This is a genomic window from Agromyces hippuratus (assembly GCF_013410355.1).
GTDB lineage: Bacteria > Actinomycetota > Actinomycetes > Actinomycetales > Microbacteriaceae > Agromyces > Agromyces hippuratus.
In genome coordinates this window covers 1,635,632-1,654,745 of sequence record NZ_JACCFI010000001.1, presented here as the reverse complement: position 1 = coordinate 1,654,745, position 19,114 = coordinate 1,635,632, and the positions used below count along the sequence as shown (strand labels likewise).

The window sequence follows — 19,114 nt, the reverse complement described above, 5'->3', positions numbered from 1 at the left end:
CGCGTGATTCCTTCGTGATCACGAGAAGAGCCGCGGCCCCGGCATCGCTGCCGGGACCGCGGCTCCGTCGGCCTCCCGCCGACTTACCGGCAGTCGACCTTGGCGTACGCGGTCTTGACCGTGACCTCGTGCTCCTGCTCGCCGTCCCAGTGCGTCGCGGTGACCGTTGCGGTGCCCTTCTTCACCTTCGCGGTCTCCGTGTCGAACAGGTGGTGCACGGATGCACCGGGCGCGACCTTCTCGACCCGGTGCGTGCCCCACGGGGTGGTGAGGCTGAGGTCGGCCCAGACGTTGCTCGCGTTGGTGGCGTACACCGCCACGTGCGCTGTGCCGGTGACGCACTGCGACGCGGCCGCCGTGGTGACCTTCAGCTCGACCGGACCGGGATCCTCGCCGACCGTCACGAGGGCGGTCTGGTCGGCCTCGACGTTGCCGGCTGCATCGGTCGTGCGGTATCCGACCGTGTGCTCGCCCGCGCCCGTCACGACGATCGGTTCCGCATACGGCGTCCACGCCCCGTCGTCGAGACGGAACTCGGTCGATGCGACCCCCGACGTGTCGTCGGTGGCGGTCAGGTCGACGCGCACGCCGCCCTCGACCTCGACGACGGTGGCGGTCGTGGTCGCGGCGATCGTGTCGACCTTGACGGCGGCGGTCCCGTTCCCCTCCACGTTGCCCACCTCATCGGTCGAGCGGAACGTGATCACCCGCTCGCCCTCGCCCGCGAGTGCCACCGGGCCCTCATACGGCGTCCAGTCGCCGCCGTCGACGGTGTATTCCGTCGAGGCGACGCCTGAGCCGTCGCCATCGGAGGCGGTGAGGGTGAAGGTCGGCGCACTGCGGTACCAGCCGGCGGCTCCGTCGGGCTCGACGGGAGCCCACGTGAGGCTCGTCGTCGGCGCCGTCGTGTCGACGATCTCGGGTTCGAGGACGAACGAGTCGAACTCCACCACCACCGGCTGCTCCTGCTGCGGGCCGATCGCCATCAGGCCGAGTCCGCGCAGCGGCTGGTCGAACGTGATGCCCGTGTCGCCGAGCGGAGTCCAATTGACCCCGCCGTCGCTCACCTCAGCCGTGTACACGTCGCCGGTCTTCGTGACCCGGACGTACCAGTACCCGCTCTCGGTGGAGTCGGCGATGTTGACGTTGCGGCTGCCGTAGCCCGCGCCGTTCGCCTCGGCCGCGAGCTCCGCCCGCAGGTCGAGTGCAGCACCCGGGGCGTTGTAGGCGACGATGTCGGCCTTGACGTAGTTGTCATCATCGGCCCACATCATCAGTCCGGCCAACTGGTAGCGGTGCTGCAACGGCGCCTTGAACTTCGTCGTGGCCACCCAGTCGCCCTCGGGCGCCTCGGTGAGGATGAAGTTCCGCGGCGACAGCGGGTTGTTCCCGTTGATGTCGCCCAGCTGCGTCGTGATCTTCAGGTGACCGTCCGCGACCGCGGCGTGGTTGGAGTCGTACCGCACGCTCTCCGACCAGCGGCAGCCGTCGAGCGAGTCGCCGTCGAACTCGTCGCTGGGTGCGACGGGCTCTCCGGCAGCAGGCTCGGGGCTGAAGTGGAACCAGTCGACCGTCGCCGTGACCGGCGTCGTACCGAGGTCGCCGCCCGCCATGATGCCGATCTTCGCGTTCTGCTTGAGCTGCAGCTGACCGGTGAGGGCGCTCCAGGTGACGCCGTCTGCCGAGTACGCGCCCGTCAGCACGGTGCCGTCGCTCGTGAGCTTCAGCTGGATCGTCGTCGGGAATCCCGACGGCAGGGCGGGCGCGGCCGGCGTGGTGCGGGCACCAGCCGTCTCGCTCTGGAACTCCACCATGCGGGTGCCGTTCTGGTTGCGCACGAAGGCGAGCTTGTTGTACTCGTCATCGCTCTGGTGCACCACGAGTCCGGCCCACTGCCAGTGCGAGTTGTGCGGCAGCGTGATCTTCGTCGTGGCCTCCCAAGCGCCGGCGGGCAGCGGCTTGCCGGCGAAGCTCACCGGACCGGTCGCGGCCTCGTTGATGTCGCCGTCGGTCACCGGGAGCCTGAGCGTCCCGTCGCCCTGGGTGATCGGCCTCGCGCTGTCTTCGCGGATCGACCAGAACGGCGAGATCGCCGGTCCGTCGAACTCGTCGGAGAGCGGTGCGGCTGCACACATCAGCGGCTCGAGCGGCTCGGTGGGCTCGGGGCCCTGCGGGTCGGTGTCGATCGCGAAGTCCGCGAAGTCGACCGTGCCCTGACCGGTGGCGTGCGAGACCGTGAACATGCCCACGTCCTGCGTGGCGGCGGCGCCGGTCAGGTTGACCGTGCCTCCGACCTGGGTCCACGTGGCGCCGTCCTTCGAGAAGTACGCCGTGTAGTCGGCGCCGGCACGCTTCATCTTCACCCAGACGGGGTAGCTCGTCGTGCCGCCGGCCACCGACGTGTTCAGCTGCCCGTTCCCGTCGGGATCTGCGAGGAACTCGATGCCGTTGCTCGGACGGATGCCGACCATCGCATAGCCCGGCGAGGTGCCCGGCTGCGTGATGTCGTTGCGCACGATGATGCCGGCCTTGGCGGAGCCGTTGGTGTTCTGCTGCGCATCGACCTTGACCACCGCCTCCCAGTCCTCGTCGCCGCCCGCGGGTGCGTACAGCGTCGAGTACTCGTCGGTGCCCTGCCAGGTGTCGTCGCCGGCGCCGGTGATGCGGAACCGGCCGTCGCCGATCCGCTCGAAGGTGCCGTCGGCGTTCGTGAAGGGGACGAGGTCTCCGAAGAGCTCGCCGACCTGCGCCTGCACGATGCGAGACGTGGTCGACTTGCCGGCCGTGCTGGTCGCGACGGCGGTGAGCTTGTAGAGGCCTTCCTCCGGTGCGGCCCACTCGGCGGCGTACGGTGCGGTCTCGTCGACGCCGATGGAGGTTCCATCGACGAAGAACTCGACCTGCTCGATGTCGCCGGCGGCGTCGGCCTCGACGGTGACGTCCTGACCGGGCTCGAGCTCGACATCCTGCTCGGGTGCCGTGATGGCGACCGTCGGCGAGGCCTCGGGCGAGGCGCCCTGGCCGATCGCCTCGAGGAAGTTGAGCTTGATCTCGCCGCCGCGGAAGACGACGTAGAGGTCCAGCGTCTCATCGGGGAACGAGCTGACATCGACGAGCACGTCGGTGAACCGGGTCGAACCGGTCGCCGGCACGTCGACGGTCGAGAGGAGCTCGCCGTCGGCGGCACCGCTCCGCAGTTCGATGCTCGCTCCGGCCGATGCGGCCGAGACGCGCAGCGCGAGGTCGTCGATCCGGTGGAAGTTCACCGGATCGAAGTGCGCCCACGCGCCGTCGCCGCCGACGATCACCCGGTCGCTCTCGATGCCCTCGACATCTCGACTGGGTGCCGTCGTCATGGCATTCGCGCTGTCGAAGAACTCCGCCTGCTTCCGCTTCGGGAAGACGAGCGTCGTCTGCGATCCGGTCAGCGGATTGGCGCCGGCCTCGCCGCCGCCGTCCGTGTACCGGGCGTCGATCGCGAAGAAGATGTCCTCGTCGGCAGCGTGCCCGCCGAGGGTCGTCTCCGTCGTTCCCGTGAACCCGCTGAGCGGGGTCGTGGGGTGCGCGTGATCGTCGTGTCCGAGCGCGGGCTGGATGATGACGTCGTCACCGTTCACAGTGCCGTCCTCGGGGTCCGTCACCGCGACGTCCCACGAGAGGTCGTCTCCGAAGTCGAAGAACGAGCCGTTCGGCGGAAGTGTGAACGAGACGGCCGGGCGGGTGTTGCCCACCGTGATCGGCACGGTCGTCGTCGCGGTCTTGCCGTCGGGGTCGGTGACGGTCAGTCGCGCGTCGAAGACGCCCTCGGTCTCGTAGGTGTGCGTCGCCGTGGCGGTCGACGCATCGGTCGTGCCGTCGCCGTCGAAGTCCCAGGCGAACACGAGTTCCGCGTTCTCGGGGTCGGACGACGAGGTGCCGTCGAACGACACCGTGAGCGGCGCGGGGCCGGACTCGACGTCGGTCGTGGCCTTGGCGATCGGTGAACGCGAGCCCGAGATGTAGTCGATGCGGTGCAGCCCCGAGTTGGGGTTGTCGCGGCCGAAGCCGCCGCCCCAGTCGAGCACGTAGAGCGAGCCGTCGGGCCCGAACCGCGAGTCGATCGGCGCGAGGAACTGCTCCTGCGGCAGGAAGGCGTTGACCTTCTCGACGGCGTCGCCGCTGCCGGTCGCGCCGTCGGCCAGTTGGATCGAGTACATCTTGTTGCGCGCCCACTCGTAGAAGAAGGGCTTGCCGTCGTACGAGGCCGGGAACTTCGTGTCGGACTCGAGGTCGGCGTCGAAGTTGTAGACCGGTCCGCCCATGGGGGCGAGGCCGCCGCCCTGGGGGATGATCCCCGGGACCGACGAACGCTTGTAGCCGTACCACATGTCGGCAGCGCGTGCTGCCGGCAGTTCGGTCAGGCCCGTGTTGCGCGGCGAGTCGTTGATCGGCGCGGCGCAGTCGAAGAAGTCGCCGACCGTGACCGGGCTCGTCGTGTAGTCGACGTTCCGGAACGGCTCGTTGTCGCCCATGCAGAGCGGCCAGCCGTAGTTGCCGGGGCTCGTGATGTAGTTCCACTCCGCGATGCCGGCGGGTCCACGCGTCGTGGGTGCGTCGGTGCCGTTGTCGGGGGAGTAGTCGGCGAGGCTGATCGCGCCGGTCGACTGGTCGATCGAGAACCGGAACGGGTTGCGGAAGCCCATGGCGTAGATCTCGGGCAGCGTCTTGTCGTCCGCGTCGCCGGCCTCGGGGAAGAGGTTCCCGTCGGGAACGGTGTATCCGGGCCCGTCGGGGTTCGGCGTGATGCGGAGCAGCTTGCCTCGCAGGTCGTTGGTGTTCGCCGAGGTCTCGCGAGCGTCGTGGAACGTGCCCGGTCGGGTCGACAGCGGCGCGTAGCCGCCCGACGGCTCGGAGTGCGGGTTCACGTCGTCGCCGACGCCGAGGTAGAGGTTGCCCGCTGCGTCGAAGTCGAGACCGCCGCCGGTGTGGCCGGGCTCATCGGGCAGGCGACGTGCCGGCACCTCGATGATGAGCTCCTCCGACGCCGGGTCGATGACGCCGTTGACCATCGTGAAACGCGAGATGCGGCTCAGGAAGCTCGACGGGTCGGAGTTGTCGGCGGCATCGGGGGAGCGGTAGACGTAGAGCCGCCCGTTCTCGGTGAAGTCGTTGTCGAGGGCGATGCCGAGGAGTCCGTCCTCACCGCCCGAGTAGACGTCGAGTTCGAGGGCCGTCGTGACCGCGTTCGTCGCAGGGTCCCAGACGCGGATCTGCCCGCGCACGAGTTCGGTGTAGAAGACGCGGCCGTCTTCGGCGATGTCCATGGCGAACGGCGCTGAGGTGTTCTGGTCGAGCGAGACCTTCTCGAAGTTCTCCCAGACGGTGCCGCCGCAGTCGCCCTCCTCGAGGCCGGCCGCGTACTTCACGCCGCCGACGATGTGCTGCATGAAGGCCGGCTCCTCGTAGTGGGAACCGTAGTGGCCCATGGCCGTCGTCCAGGTGCGACCGCCGTCGTACGGCTTGCACCACGAGATCGGGTGGTCGTAGCCCATGGCGTTGCCGCCGGCGTCGTAGGTCGACTCGTCCATCGACGCGAGCACGTGTGCGGTGCCGCGCACGTTGTTCGAGAAGTTGTACCACTCGTCACCGCGTTCCCAGCGGCTGCCGTCGAAGTGTTCGGTCGACGGGTGCGTGTCGTCCTCGATCCGCACCGTGCCCGGCTGTCCGGGGTCGGATCCGGTGGCGGCGTGCCCGGGCATGAGCGAGCCGACCAGCTCGTCCCACCAGGCGTAGTTGCCGCGCATGTCGGTGGCGTTGTGGATCGCCACGATGCCGCCGCCGCCCTGCTGGTAGCGCTCGAGCGCGGCCTTCTGGTCGGCGTTCCACGGGTCGCCCGACGTCTGGAACATGACGATCGCGTCGAAGTGCGGGAGATCGGTGTCGTTGAAGATCGTCGAGTCCTCGGTGTGCGTCACCTCCATGCCCTCGACCTCGAGGGCGGCGGTGATGAGGGGGGTTCCCTCGTCGATCGCGTCCGTGTGACGGTACTGCGTCGTCTTCGTGAAGATCAGGATCTGGGTTCCGTCGTGGGCCTGTGCCGGGGCGGCGACCCCGACGACGACCCCGACGGTGAGCACTGACGCGAGTAGCACGGCGACCAGCCGTTTCACGTCGTTGTGGAGCTGGGTGAGCATGAGACCTCCATCGGTTCCGAATGCTGGACCGCCCGTAGGGCCGAGCGGCAATGCGCGTCCGATCCCGAACCTAGGGGGACTTTTGGCGAAGGTCAACCAAAAGTTGAACCAAGGAAGGGAGAATTATGTGCGACACACATAAGAATCATGCGCAGACCAGCGCAGAAATATTCAGGGCGACGGATGCCGCGCCGCTAGGCTGGTTCCCATGCCTCACACCCTCGTGCTGCTTCGCCACGGCAACAGCGAATGGAACCAGAAGAACCTGTTCACCGGTTGGGTCGATGTGCGGCTCAGCGAACTCGGCACCGCCGAGGCGGCCCGCGCCGGCGAGCTGCTCGCCGAATCGGGGCTCCTTCCCGACGTGCTGCACACCTCGGTGCTCACGCGTGCGATCCAGACGGCGAACATCGCACTCGACGTCGCCGACCGCGCCTGGATCGACGTGCGCCGTTCCTGGCGTCTCAACGAGCGCCACTACGGCGCGCTCCAGGGCCTCGACAAGGCGGAGACGCTCGAGAAGTACGGCCCCGAGCAGTTCCAGCTCTGGCGCCGTTCGTTCGATGTGCCGCCGCCCGTGCTGGCCGATGACGCCGAGTACTCGCAGGTCGGCGATCCGCGCTACGCGAACCTGGCCGACGACGAGCTGCCGCGCACCGAGTGCCTGAAGGACGTCATCGCACGCATGCTCCCGTACTGGCAGTCCGACATCGTGCCCGACCTCGCGGCCGGCAAGACGGTGCTCGTGACCGCCCACGGCAACTCGCTGCGCGCCCTCGTGAAGCACCTCGACGGCATCGGCGACGACGAGATCGCCGAGCTCAACATCCCGACGGGCATCCCGTTGGTGTACCGCCTCGGCGACGACTTCATGCCGCTCGGCCCGGGCGAGTACCTCGACCCCGCGGCCGCTGCGGCCGGCGCGGCCGCCGTGGCCGCCCAGGGCAAGAAGTAACCCGTACCTGCAGCGGCGAAGGCCCGGCGGATGTCGCATCCGCCGGGCCTTCTCGCACGCTCGGCCGAGGCCGACCGCTCACGTCAGAGCGCGGACTTCTCGGGGTCCCAGTCACCCGTGGCGAGGTACTGCACCTTCTTGGCGATCGAGACCGCGTGATCGGCGAAGCGCTCGTGGTACCGGCTCGCGAGGGTGGCGTCGACCGTGTCGACGGCCTCGCCCTTCCACGTCTCGCCGAGCACCTTGTCGAACACCTGCAGGTGCAGGGCGTCGACCTTGTCGTCCTCGTTCCGGATCTCCTCGGCGAGGTGCACGTCTTCGGTGCGCAGGAGCTCGACGAGTCGGCGCGCGATCTCGACGTCGAGGCGGCCCATCTCGGCGAACGTCGGACGCAATGACTTCGGCACGACCTTGTCGGGGAAGCGGTAGCGGGCGAGCTGGGCGATGTGCGTCGACATGTCGCCCATGCGCTCGAGCGACGCGCTGATCCGCAGTGCGCTCACGACGATGCGGAGATCGCGCGCGACCGGCTGCTGCCGGGCGAGGATCGTGATCGCGAGCTCGTCGAGTGCGACCGTCTCCTGGTCGATGCGGTCGTCGTCGGCGATCACCTCCTCTGCGAGGCTCACGTCGGACTCGTTGAATGCACGCGTCGCCTTCTCGATCGAATCGGCCACGAGGCCGGCGAGCTCGACGAGCCCTTCCTGCACCTCGCGCAGTTCCTGCTGGAACACCTCACGCATGTTGTCGAATCCTTCTCTGCTCTGGCCCGTGCCGGGCGCGGACGTGCCCGGGCATTCCGACCCTCGGGGCATCCTCTCGGCGCAAGATGAACAACAGGTGCCGAGACACTGAACACTCGTTAACGTACCGCCGCACAGCGGGACAACGGCGGATCGACCCCGAGCGGCTGGTTAGTCTGGTGCCATGGACTCCACCTGGTCGGTGCTCACGGCGCTGGCCTTCGGCATCTTCCTCGGCGCCGCATTCATGGTCATGCTGCACGTGGCCGAGCGCCGCGGTTCGAGCGCGGCGAAGGTCGTCGCACCGACGATCCCCGACGGGGTCGACCAGGTGCTCGAGGTGCTGGAGTCGGCGGGGGTCGTGCTCGACCCCTCGAACAACGTGCTCCGCGCCTCGCCCGGTGCGCTCACGATGGGACTCGTGCGCCAGCAGGCGCTCGTGCATCCCGAACTGCTCGAGCTCGCGGCATCCGTTCGACGCGGCGGGGAGCCGCTCGTCGACGAGGTCACCCTGGCGCGCGGGCCGTTCGGCGAGTCGACGATGCGACTCCATGTGCGCGTCGCCCGGCTCGGCACCCGTTTCGTGCTCCTGCTCGCCGAGGACCGCACCGAGGCGCACCGCCTCGACGAGGTGCGGCGCGACTTCGTCGCGAACATCAGTCACGAGCTCAAGACGCCGATCGCCTCGGTGAGCCTGCTCGCCGAGGCGCTCGACCAGGCGGCCGACGAACCCGAGCAGGTGCGCCGCTTCGCGGGCCGCCTCTCGGTCGAGGCCGCCCGGCTCGCGCACATCACCAGCGAGGTCATCGAGCTCTCGCGGCTGCAGGCCCGCGACGCCCTGCGGCCCGACCGCCTGGTGCGGGTCGACCAGGTCATCGCGGCCGCCGTCGACCAGAACCGCATCGTGGCCGGCGCCAAGCAGGTCGAGGTGGCCGTGCGGTCCTCGACGAAGAAGGCCGAGGTCTACGGCGACCGGGCACTCCTCGTCGTCGCCGTGCACAACCTCATCGCCAACGCGATCGCCTATTCGAATCCCGGCGGCCGCGTCGGTGTGGGCGCGAAGGTCGACGGTGACGTCGTCGAGATCGCGGTCACCGATCAGGGCATCGGCATCGAGGCCGACGAACTCGAGCGGGTGTTCGAGCGCTTCTACCGCGTCGACCAGGCTCGCTCGCGCAACACGGGCGGCTCGGGGCTCGGACTCAGCATCGTCAAGCACACCGTGCAGAACCACGGCGGCGATGTGCGGGTGTGGTCGCAGCCCGGGCGCGGCTCGACCTTCATGATCCGGCTGCCGCTCGCCGAGTCCGCCATCGAACCGGGCGCCGACGACGAACCGCAGGCGACTCCCGCCGAGTCCGGCGGGCGCAACGGCGACGGGCGAGCGGATGCCGCGAACCCGCGTTCCACGAAGCGCCGCACGTCATCACCATCGGCTGCGAAACCCGCAGCCTCCGATCGAGGAGACCGTACGTGACCCGCATCCTGCTCGTCGAAGACGAGATCGCACTGAGCGACCCGCTGAGCTTCCTGCTCGAACGAGAGGGCTACGAGGTGGAGGTCGCGGCCGACGGTCCGTCGGCCGTCGAGGCCTTCGACCGGGCGGGCGCCGACCTGGTGCTCCTCGACCTCATGCTCCCGGGACTGCCGGGCACCGAGGTCTGCCGCGAGATCCGCAGCCGCTCGACGGTGCCGATCATCATGCTGACGGCGAAGGACTCCGAGATCGACATCGTCGTCGGGCTCGAGCTCGGCGCCGACGACTACGTCACGAAGCCCTACTCGACCCGTGAGCTGCTCGCGCGCATCCGCGCGGTGCTGCGCCGGCGCATCGAGATCGAGGACTTCGACGAGGCGGTGATCGAGGGCGGCCGGGTGCGCATGGACGTCGACCGGCACACGGTCGAGGTCGACGGCGAGCCCGTGCCCATGCCGTTGAAGGAATTCGAGCTGCTCGAGCTGCTGATGCGCAACCCCGGCCGCGTGCTCACCCGGGGTCAGCTCATCGACCGGGTCTGGGGATCCGACTACTTCGGCGACACGAAGACCCTCGACGTGCACATCAAGCGCATCCGCTCGAAGATCGAGCAGCAGCCGTCGGAGCCGGTGCAGCTCGTCACCGTGCGCGGGCTCGGCTATCGCTTCGAAGCCTGAACTGCGGCGTGTCCGGCGCGCGCACCGCGTCGCCGGACACGAGAAACGGGTGGGTGCCGAAGCATCCCACCCGTTCGTCGTCTGGTCGCCGTGCCGAGGCTACGGAACGAGGTGCTCGTACTCGGGGAGCCGGCCGTCGAGCACCGGGATGAGCTTCTCGACGCCCTCGGTGCCCGAGTACTCGAAGAACATGGGCAGGAACGCTCCGGGGAGGGTGTCGATGCCCTCGAGCACGATGGGCTCGACCTCATCGGTGCCCTCGACCGCGTCGACGCCGAACACGACCTCGGAGCCGGCCTCGACCCTGATGGTCTCGGTGTCGTCGCCACCGAACTGCACGCCGAGCGTGACGTCGTCGGTGCCGTTGTTGACGACCGTCATGACGAGCGTGCCGTCGACGCCGTCGTCGGAGACGACGAGGACGTTGCGGAGGTCGAGCTCGCCGACGTCGACGGAGACGCCGTCGCTCGCGTCGTAGTGCTCGGTCGTCGCCTGGTAGGTGACCATCGAGCAGCCGCTCGCGCCGAGCGCGATGCCGAGGGCCAGAGCAGCGGATGCCGCGAGACGCGCCTTCACAGAACCTCCAAGTGCGTGGTCGCGCACGAGCAGGAGCCCGGGCGCGAAGGGAACGAACCGAGCATATCCTACGAGCAGCGCCTGCCTCGAGAGGGGGCGGAACCTTAGCATGATCCCGAATGTGATATCCTGATAGTTGCCGAAAGGACATCTATTCATGCTTTTTGAGGTTGGCGAAACCGTCGTTTACCCCCACCACGGTGCCGCAACGATCACCGAGGTCAAGAAACGCATCATCAAGGGTGAAGAGAAGCTCTACCTCAAGCTGAACGTCACGCAGGGAGACCTCGTCATCGAGGTGCCCGCTGAGAACGTCGACCTGGTCGGCGTTCGCGACGTCATCGGCAAAGAGGGCCTCGACAAGGTCTTCGAGGTGCTGCGTGCCCCCTTCACCGAGGAACCGACCAACTGGTCGCGTCGCTACAAGGCGAATCTCGAGAAGCTCGCATCAGGTGACGTGATCAAGGTCTCCGAGGTCGTGCGCGACCTCTGGCGCCGCGATCAGGACCGCGGGCTCTCTGCAGGCGAGAAGCGAATGCTCGCCAAGGCGCGCCAGATTCTCATCTCCGAGCTCGCGCTCGCGGAGAAGACCGACGAAGAGGCGGCCTCGACCGTGCTCGACGAGGTCCTCGCCTCCTAGCGGGAGTTCCACACGAACGGCGGGTGCCCATGCACCCGCCGTTCGTCGTATCCAGGCGGGCCCGACGTGCGGTGGGCGCCGCAGACGTCCGTTCACCGCAGCCGTCGGATCTCGGCGCGACTACGCTCGAACCGTGAGTTCAGCGATCGCCGTCATCGTCGTCGCCGCAGGCAGCGGCACCCGGCTCGGCCATGCCGAGCCCAAGGCCTTCGTGCCGCTCGGCCCGGGCACGGTGCTCTCGGTCGCCGTCGATTCCGTGCTCGCCATGCGCGAGACCCCGCACCTCGTGCTCGTGGTGCCGGTCGACCGCGTCGAGTCGACCCGATCGAGCTTCGCCCCGATCGCCGAGGCCGCTGGCGCGGAGCTCGTCGTCGTCGCCGGCGGCGCGACCCGGCAGGAGTCGGTCGCCGGTGGGCTCGCCGTGCTCCCGGCTTCGGTCGACACCGTGCTCGTGCACGACGCCGCGCGAGCACTCGCTCCGGCCCTGCTCTTCGATGAGGTCGTGGGGGCCGTGCGTGCGCGTCGACGCGGCATCGTGCCGGCGCTCGACGTCGTCGACACCGTCAAGCGCGTCTCCGACGACGGCCGGGTGCTCGAGACCGTAGACCGCTCCGCACTCCGGGCGGTGCAGACGCCGCAGGGCTTCCCGCGGGCCTCGCTCGACCACGCGTACGCCACGGCGCACGAGGAGTTCACGGATGACGCGGCGCTCGTGGCATCCGCCGGGCTCGTCGTCGACGCGGTGCCGGGCGACGTGCGAGCGTTCAAGATCACGGTGCCCGCCGACCTGCATCGTGCCGAGCAGCTCGTCGCCGAGCGCGCGGCGCTGGCATCGCGCGGCGCCCCGGCGCCCCGGGTCGGCACCGGCACCGACGTGCACGCCTTCGCCGACGACGCGGCGACGCCGCTCTGGTTGGCGGGCCTCGAGTGGCCGGGCGAGCACGGTCTCTCGGGGCACTCCGACGGCGATGCCGCGGCGCACGCGATCTGCGATTCCCTGCTCGCCGCCGCGGGCCTCGGCGACGTCGGCCAAGTGTTCGGCACGGCCGACGCGCGGTTCGCGGGCGCCCACGGCGAGGTCTTCCTCGCCGAGACCCGGCGACTCGTCGAGGCCGCGGGCTGGAGGATCGGCAACGTGACCGTGCAGATCGTCGGGAACCGTCCGAAGCTCGCGCCGCGTCGGGCCGAAGCCGAGGCGCTGCTGTCCGGAATCCTCGACGCGCCCGTGAGCGTCACCGCGACCACGAGCGACGCGCTCGGGTTCACCGGTCGTGGCGAGGGGGTCGCCGCGATCGCGACCGCCATGCTGCTCCCGCGCGGCTGAGCGACCGCGCAGGGTGCTGACACGCCCGGCCGGTAGGCTTGGCGGGTGACCGTGCGACTCTACGACTCGAAGGCCCAGGCCCTGCGCGACTTCGCGCCCCTGCGCGATGGGCGCGTCGGCATGTACGTCTGCGGTCCCACCGTGCAGTCGAGCCCGCACATCGGGCACCTGCGCAGCGCGCTCGTCTACGACATCATGCGTCGATGGTTCGCCCACCGTGGCAACGACGTCGTGTTCGTGCGCAACGTCACCGACATCGACGACAAGATCCTGAACGCGGCGACCGACAACGGCACCGACGAGCCCTGGTGGGCCCTGGCCTACCGCGTCGAGCTCGAGTTCACCTCCGCGTATTCCTCGCTCGGAATCCTCGCGCCCACCTACGAGCCGCGCGCGACCGCGAGTGTCCAGCAGATGGTCGAACTCATCGCTCGGCTCGTCGAGCGCGGTCACGCATACGCAGCTCCGGATGCCTCGGGCGACGTGTACTTCGACACCGCGAGCTGGCCCGCGTACGGTGAGCTCACCCGGCAGCAGCGCGACAACATGGAGGCCGCTGCCGACGCCGACCCGCGGGGCAAGCGCGACCCGCGCGACTTCGCACTGTGGAAGGGGCGCAAGCCCGCGGAACCCGAGTCCGCGTCATGGAAGTCGCCATGGGGCGACGGACGGCCCGGGTGGCACATCGAGTGCTCGGCGATGGTGACCCGCTACCTCGGCTCCGAATTCGACATCCACGGCGGCGGGCTCGACCTGCGTTTCCCGCATCATGAGAACGAACTCGCCCAATCCGCGGCCGCGGGTGACGCCTTCGCGCGGTACTGGGTGCACAACGGCCTCGTGAACATTGGCGGGCAGAAGATGTCGAAGTCGCTCGGCAACTCCGTCTACGCCGCCGAGCTGTTCGAGCTCGCCTCCCCGCTCGCGGTGCGCTACCTCCTCGGCGCGGCCCACTACCGATCCACCCTCGACTACGCGCCCGGCTCGCTCGCCGAGGCCGAGGCGGCGGTCGACCGCATCCGCGGCTTCCTCTCGCGCGTCGAACGGCGCCTCGCCGGCACCCGGTTCGCGGGCACTGGCGCCCCGGTCATCCCCGACGCGTTCGCCGCGGCGATGGACGACGACCTCGGTGTGCCCCAGGCCCTCGCCGTGCTGCACGACACCGTGCGCGCCGGCAACCAGGCGCTCGACGCCGAAGAGCTGCACGACGCCGCCGTGGCGCACGGCCAGGTCTCGGCCATGGTCGAGGTGCTCGGCATCGACCCGCGCGACCCGCGCTGGGCGACGGCCGACTCCGGCCCCGCGGCATCCGCACTCGACGCGCTCGTCACGCGTCTCATCGAAGACCGACAGGCTGCGCGCGAGTCGAGGGACTACGCTGCCGCAGACCGGATCCGCGCCGAACTCTCGGCGGCGGGCATCACCATCGAAGACAGTTCTACCGGAACGCATTGGAGCTTGGGACTATGAAGGGCAGCAGCGGCAAGTCGCGCGCCGGAGCCGTGCGGAAGGCGAAGAACAAGCAGGTCGGCTCGGGCGGCCAGGGCCGTCAGGCCCTCGAGGGCAAGGGTCCGACGCCGAAGGCCGAAGACCGCGCCTGGCACCCCGCCGGCAAGCGGAAGGCGGCGCAGGAGCGCTACACCGCGAGCGGCGGCAAGCGCGTCGCCGGGCAGGGTTCGGGCCAGCGCCCCGGTGCCCCGCGCGGTGCGTCCGGCGCAGCCCGACGGGCGAAGACGGGCGACGAGTCCGAGATCGTGACCGGCCGCAACTCGGTCGTCGAGGCGCTCCGGGCGCGCATCCCCGCCACGACCCTCTACGTCGCCGCACGCGTCGAGATGGACGACCGCGTGCGCGAGGCGATGAAGGTCGCGACCAACCGCGGCATCCCGATCCTCGAGGTCATGCGTCCCGAACTCGACCGGCTCGCCGGCGAGGGCGGCGTGCACCAGGGCCTCGCGCTCAAGGTGCCGCCGTACGAGTACGCGCACCCCATCGAGCTGCTCGACGAGGTGCTCGCCCGCGACGAGACGCCGCTCTTCGTGGCGCTCGACGGCATCACCGACCCGCGCAACCTCGGCGCGATCCTGCGTTCGACCGGCGCGTTCGGCGGCCAGGGCGTCATCGTGCCGCAGCGCCGCTCGGTCGGCGTGAACGCGGCCGCCTGGAAGACCTCGGCCGGCGCAGCGGCACGCGTGCCCGTCGCGATGGCGCCGAACCTCACGCAGACCCTCAAGGCGCTCAAGGAGCGCGGCGTCTTCGTGCTCGGCCTCGACGGCGGCGGCGACGTGTCGCTCCCCGGACTCAGCTGGGCCGACCGACCGATCGTGATCGTCGTCGGCAGCGAGGGCAAGGGCCTCTCCCGCCTCGTCGCCGAGACGTGCGACGCGATCGTGTCGATTCCGATCTCGGCGTCGACCGAGTCGCTCAACGCCGGCATCGCGGCATCCGTCACGCTCTACGAGATCTCGAAGCTCCGCGCCGACGGCTGACGCTGGCGGTGACGCCGGCGGGCAGCTGCCCGCCGGCGTACCCTCGGATCGAGTGCGCAGCTCGGGCCCGCCGGCGGCGAGCGGATGCCGCGATCAGACGTTCGCGCGCCAGTCGCCGTCGTCGTCGGGGTCGAGTGCGGCGAACGCCGCGGTGTCGGTCGACGGGATGGTCTCGATCGGCGACGTGAACGCGCCGGTCGGCGGGCCGATCACGGTCGCCTCGTCGCGCCGGTGGCGCAGCACGGTGTTGATGTAGGAGCTCACCGCCTCGGCGAGGGGGATGTCGTGGCCCACCTGCTGCGCGAGGAACCAGCGGTGATCGAGCAGCTGGTGGAAGACCTCGGCCGGTTCGAGCTTGCCGCGGAGCTCACGCGGAATCGCCCGCACGACGGGTTCGAACACCCGCATGAGCCATTCGTGGGCGACCATCTCCTCGTCGAGGTCGGACTTGTCGTACGCCGCCCGATAGGAGTCGAGGTCGTTCAGCAAGCGTCGCGCCTGGTTCTCGCCGGCGTCGAGACCGGTCAGCCGCAGCAGGCGTCGCTGGTGGTGGCCGGCATCGACGACCTTCGGCTGGATGCGCACGGTCGTGCCCGAGTCGTCGGTCTTGATCGCGAGTTCCTCGATGTCGAAGCCGAGCTCGTTGAGCCGGTTCACGCGTTCGTTGATGCGCCAGCGCTCGGCGCTCGAGAACGACTCGGAGCCGGTCAGCTCGAGCCAGAGGCTGCGGTAGGCCTCGACGATGCCGTTCGAGATGTTGACCGGGTCGAGTTCGTCGGCGACCTTTCCGCCCGCCTCGAGGTCGAGGAGCTCGCCGGCGATGTTGACCCGGGCGATCTCGAGGTCGTTCTCGCGCTGCCCGTTCGAGAGGCCGCCCTCGTAGAGCTTGCCCGTCTCGGCATCGACGAGGTACGCGGCGAAGGCGCCGGCGTCGCGGCGGAAGAGGGTGTTCGACAGCGACACGTCGCCCCAGAAGAAGCCCACGATGTGCAGGCGCACGAGCAGCACTGCGAGGGCGTCGACGAGTCGCGTCGCCGTGTCGGGTCGCAGCGTCTGCGAGAACAGGGCGCGGTAGGGGAGCGAGAACCGCAGGTGCCGGGTGACGAGCACCGGCTTCAGCGCATCGCCCTCGTCGTCGGTGCGGTTGGTGATGACGGCGACCGGGTCGACGCAGGGGATGTCGAGTCGCTGCAGGGTGCGCAGCATCTCGTACTCGCCCTTGGCCATCTCGGCCGTCGTCTCCTTGATCGCCACGATGTGCGCTCCGAGGTGCGCGAATCGCACGAGGTGGCGCGAGATTCCCTTCGGCAGCGCCGCGATCGTGTCGTTCGGCCAGGCCTCGAGCGGGAGATCCCACGGAAGGTCGAGGAGTGCCGGATCGGCCATGGCCGACGTGATGGAGAGTGATCCGCTCATTGGTGCCTCAGCGTAGTCGGGTCGGGCTGCATCGGAACGACGTGATGGAGAGTGATCCGCTCATTGGTGCCGCGTAGTCGGGTCGGGCTGCATCGGAACGACGTGATGGAGAGTGATCCGCTCATTGGTGCCGCGTAGTCGGGTCGGGCTGCATCGGAACGACGTGATGGAGAGTGATCCGCTCATTGGTGCCTCAGCGTAGTCGGGTCGTTCCTCGAACGGTTCGAGTCGGGGTCGGATGTCGCGCGGATACAGCGATGCCGGCCGGGCAGGAGCCCGGCCGGCATCACCGATCGACGGGGTTGGTCAGCTGACGACGGCCTTGTTGCCGAGGCGCTCGCCGGACTCGGCGTCGAAGAGGTGCACGTGGTGCGGCGTCGCGGTCAGGTAGACCTTGTCACCGGCGCTCGGGTGCATGCGGCCGTCGACGCGGGCGACGATGTCGGTGCGCTTGCCCTCGACCATGGAGTGGCCGTAGAGGTAGCCGTCGGCGCCGAGCTCCTCGACGAGGTCGACCTCGACCGCGAGGCCTTCGCCCTGGACGGGCGAGACGGTGATGTCTTCGGGGCGCACGCCGATGGTGGCGACCTTGCCGCTCGACTGGGCGAGCGTCTCGCGGTCGACCGGAACGGTCGCGGTGCCGAAGAGCACGCCGTCGTCGACGAGGTCGGCGTGGAAGAGGTTCATCGCGGGCGAGCCGATGAAGCCGGCGACGAACACGTTGTTGGGCTTCTCGTAGAGGTCGCGCGGGGTGCCGACCTGCTGCAGCAGGCCGTCCTTCAGCACCGCGATGCGGTCACCCATGGTGAGGGCCTCGGTCTGGTCGTGCGTGACGTAGACGGTCGTGACGCCGAGTCGGCGCTGGAGCGACGCGATCTGGGTGCGGGTCTGCACGCGGAGCTTGGCGTCGAGGTTCGACAGCGGCTCGTCCATGAGGAAGACCTGGGGCTGACGCACGATGGCGCGGCCCATGGCGACGCGCTGACGCTGGCCGCCCGAGAGCGCCTTCGGCTTGCGGGCCAGGTAGGGCTCGAGGTCGAGGAGCTTCGCGGCTTCGAGGACGCGAGCTGCGCGCTCCTCCTTGCCGACGCCGGCGATCTTCAGGGCGAAGCCCATGTTCTCGGCGACGGTCATGTGCGGGTAGAGCGCGTAGTTCTGGAAGACCATGGCGATGTCGCGGTCCTTCGGCGGCACGTCGGTGACGTTGCGGTCGCCGATGAAGATGTTGCCGTCGTTGACCTCTTCGAGGCCCGCGAGCATGCGGAGCGAGGTCGACTTGCCGCAACCGGAGGGGCCGACGAGAACGAGGAACTCGCCGTCTGCGACCTCGAGGTCGAGCTGGTCGACGGCGGGGCGGGTGCCGCCGGGGTAGAGGCGGGTTGCCTTGTCGAACGTGACTGACGCCATTTTCGTGTTTCTCCTTCACCGGCAGGTACGTGCCGGACGATCCGTAGTGATGGACTGCGTCGACGTTGACGCCCACTCAGTATCGCACGCGCGACGGAGTGCTCCGCACGCGGCCGGAGACCGCACTCAGCTCGGATCCGGCCGGTTCGCGGAATCCGTTTGGGTGTTTCACAGCCATCGTCCCTACTATCGTGTTTGCGTCCGCATGCATACATGCGCGCCCACACAGCGACCGGAGTGACCATCGATGAGCAACGGCGGATCGAATCAGCCACGCCCCACCCGTAACGAGCAGCGCGAAGCCGCGCGCGAGAAGGCGCGGGAGCTCCGCGAGGAGCAGAAGAAGCGCGAGCGACGCAACAAGTGGCTCATCCAGGGCGGCGTCATCGTCGCGGTGGTCGCGATCGCCGCGCTCATCGGCGCCCTGATCTTCAACAACATCAAGCCCGACGGTCCCGGCCCCGCCAACATGGCGAGCGACGGCATCCTGCTCACCGGCGTCGACGGCGCGATCACCCCGACCGAGACACCGGCGCTGGCCGCGGGCGCGACGCCCACGCCGACGGTGCCCGACGACAGCGGCACCGTGGCGAACATCGTCACGTACATCGACTACCTGTGCCCGTTCTGCGGCCAGTTCGAGACGACGAACGCCGACTCCATCCGAACGATGGTCGAGTCCGGAGCGGCGACGCTCGAGGTGCACCCCATCGCCCTGCTGACCAACAAGTCGGCCGGCACCCAGTACTCGCTGCGCGCGGCGAACGCGGCGGCCTGCGTGGCGAACACCTCGCCCGAGTCGTTCTTCGACTTCAACGCGCTGCTGTTCGAGAACCAGCCCGCCGAGACCTCCGTCGGCCTCAACAACGCCGAGCTGAAGTCGCTCGCGAAGCAGGCGGACGTGAGCTCGCTGTCGACGATCGAGCAGTGCATCGACGACACCACCTTCAAGAAGTGGGTGCAGGATGCCACGACGCGCGCGTTGAACGAGCCGGTGCCGAACTCCGACCTCGAGCGCATCAAGGGCACCCCGACCGTGCTCGTGAACGGCAAGCAGTACGAGGGCTCGCTGACCGACCCCGCCGAGTTCCAGTCGTTCGTGCTGCAGGCGACCGGCGAGACCTTCTCCGAGTCGACGTCGACCCCGACGCCCACTCCGGCGCCGTAGCGCGCGATCGCTGCGGAGGCCCGGCCGAGTGCCGGGCCTCCGTGCGTTCGGCGATCGCATCGCGATGCC

General features: G+C 69.3%; 13 protein-coding genes. 8 read left to right on the top strand and 5 right to left on the bottom strand.

Annotation, left to right across the window (positions count from 1 at the left end; translation table 11 throughout):
- Positions 1-83: 83 nt before the first annotated feature.
- Positions 84-6,173, bottom strand: coding sequence for a ThuA domain-containing protein (locus BJY17_RS07720; protein ID WP_179550843.1), 6,090 nt, complete (start codon positions 6,171-6,173; stop codon positions 84-86).
- A 208-nt stretch (positions 6,174-6,381) separates the two neighbouring features.
- On the opposite strand from BJY17_RS07720, the gene BJY17_RS07715 reads away from it, so the two are divergent.
- Positions 6,382-7,128, top strand: coding sequence for a phosphoglyceromutase (locus BJY17_RS07715; protein ID WP_179550842.1), 747 nt, complete (start codon positions 6,382-6,384; stop codon positions 7,126-7,128).
- A gap of 83 nt (positions 7,129-7,211) precedes the next feature.
- On the opposite strand, the gene phoU is transcribed toward BJY17_RS07715, so the two are convergent.
- Positions 7,212-7,871, bottom strand: coding sequence for a phosphate signaling complex protein PhoU (gene phoU / locus BJY17_RS07710; protein ID WP_074258381.1), 660 nt, complete (start codon positions 7,869-7,871; stop codon positions 7,212-7,214).
- 184 nt (positions 7,872-8,055) lie between these two features.
- Between phoU and BJY17_RS07705 the strand changes: the two genes are divergently transcribed.
- Both BJY17_RS07705 and BJY17_RS07700 read left to right on the top strand, forming a co-directional pair.
- Complete coding sequence (locus BJY17_RS07705) at positions 8,056-9,348, top strand: sensor histidine kinase (RefSeq protein WP_179550841.1); 1,293 nt, start codon at positions 8,056-8,058, stop codon at positions 9,346-9,348.
- On the top strand, positions 9,345-10,025 hold the full coding sequence (locus BJY17_RS07700) for a response regulator transcription factor (protein ID WP_056652583.1): 681 nt from the start codon (positions 9,345-9,347) through the stop codon (positions 10,023-10,025). The genes BJY17_RS07705 and BJY17_RS07700 overlap by 4 nt, the downstream gene beginning before the upstream one ends.
- Before the next feature lie 99 nt (positions 10,026-10,124).
- Here BJY17_RS07700 and BJY17_RS07695 read toward each other — a convergent pair whose 3' ends face one another.
- Positions 10,125-10,601 (bottom strand): hypothetical protein, encoded by a 477-nt coding sequence (locus BJY17_RS07695; protein WP_179550840.1) that lies wholly within the window; start codon positions 10,599-10,601, stop codon positions 10,125-10,127.
- A gap of 157 nt (positions 10,602-10,758) precedes the next feature.
- Between BJY17_RS07695 and BJY17_RS07690 the strand changes: the two genes are divergently transcribed.
- The 4 genes from BJY17_RS07690 (at position 10,759) to rlmB (ending at position 15,054) form a co-directional block, all read left to right on the top strand.
- Complete coding sequence (locus BJY17_RS07690; protein WP_022889889.1) at positions 10,759-11,241, top strand: CarD family transcriptional regulator; 483 nt, start codon at positions 10,759-10,761, stop codon at positions 11,239-11,241.
- A gap of 133 nt (positions 11,242-11,374) precedes the next feature.
- The gene (ispD, locus tag BJY17_RS07685) at positions 11,375-12,565 is read left to right on the top strand and encodes a 2-C-methyl-D-erythritol 4-phosphate cytidylyltransferase (protein WP_179550839.1); all 1,191 of its coding nucleotides are present in this window, start codon (positions 11,375-11,377) and stop codon (positions 12,563-12,565) included.
- A 45-nt stretch (positions 12,566-12,610) separates the two neighbouring features.
- Positions 12,611-14,035, top strand: a complete 1,425-nt coding sequence (gene cysS / locus BJY17_RS07680; protein ID WP_179550838.1) for a cysteine--tRNA ligase — start codon at positions 12,611-12,613, stop codon at positions 14,033-14,035.
- Positions 14,032-15,054: a 23S rRNA (guanosine(2251)-2'-O)-methyltransferase RlmB gene (gene rlmB, locus BJY17_RS07675; protein ID WP_179550837.1), complete on the top strand. Its 1,023-nt coding sequence runs from the start codon at positions 14,032-14,034 to the stop codon at positions 15,052-15,054. The genes cysS and rlmB overlap by 4 nt, the downstream gene beginning before the upstream one ends.
- Before the next feature lie 93 nt (positions 15,055-15,147).
- Here rlmB and BJY17_RS07670 read toward each other — a convergent pair whose 3' ends face one another.
- Entirely contained in the window at positions 15,148-16,470 is a 1,323-nt protein-coding gene (locus tag BJY17_RS07670; RefSeq protein WP_179550836.1) for a DUF4032 domain-containing protein, read from the bottom strand.
- A gap of 306 nt (positions 16,471-16,776) precedes the next feature.
- A complete protein-coding gene (locus tag BJY17_RS07665; RefSeq protein ID WP_179550835.1) occupies positions 16,777-17,877 on the bottom strand; it encodes an ABC transporter ATP-binding protein in 1,101 nt (366 codons plus the stop codon).
- Between the two features lie 247 nt (positions 17,878-18,124).
- Here BJY17_RS07665 and BJY17_RS07660 point away from each other — a divergent pair, with 247 nt between their 5' ends.
- A complete protein-coding gene (locus BJY17_RS07660) occupies positions 18,125-19,045 on the top strand; it encodes a DsbA family protein (protein ID WP_179550834.1) in 921 nt (306 codons plus the stop codon).
- The last annotated feature ends 69 nt before the right edge of the window (positions 19,046-19,114 follow it).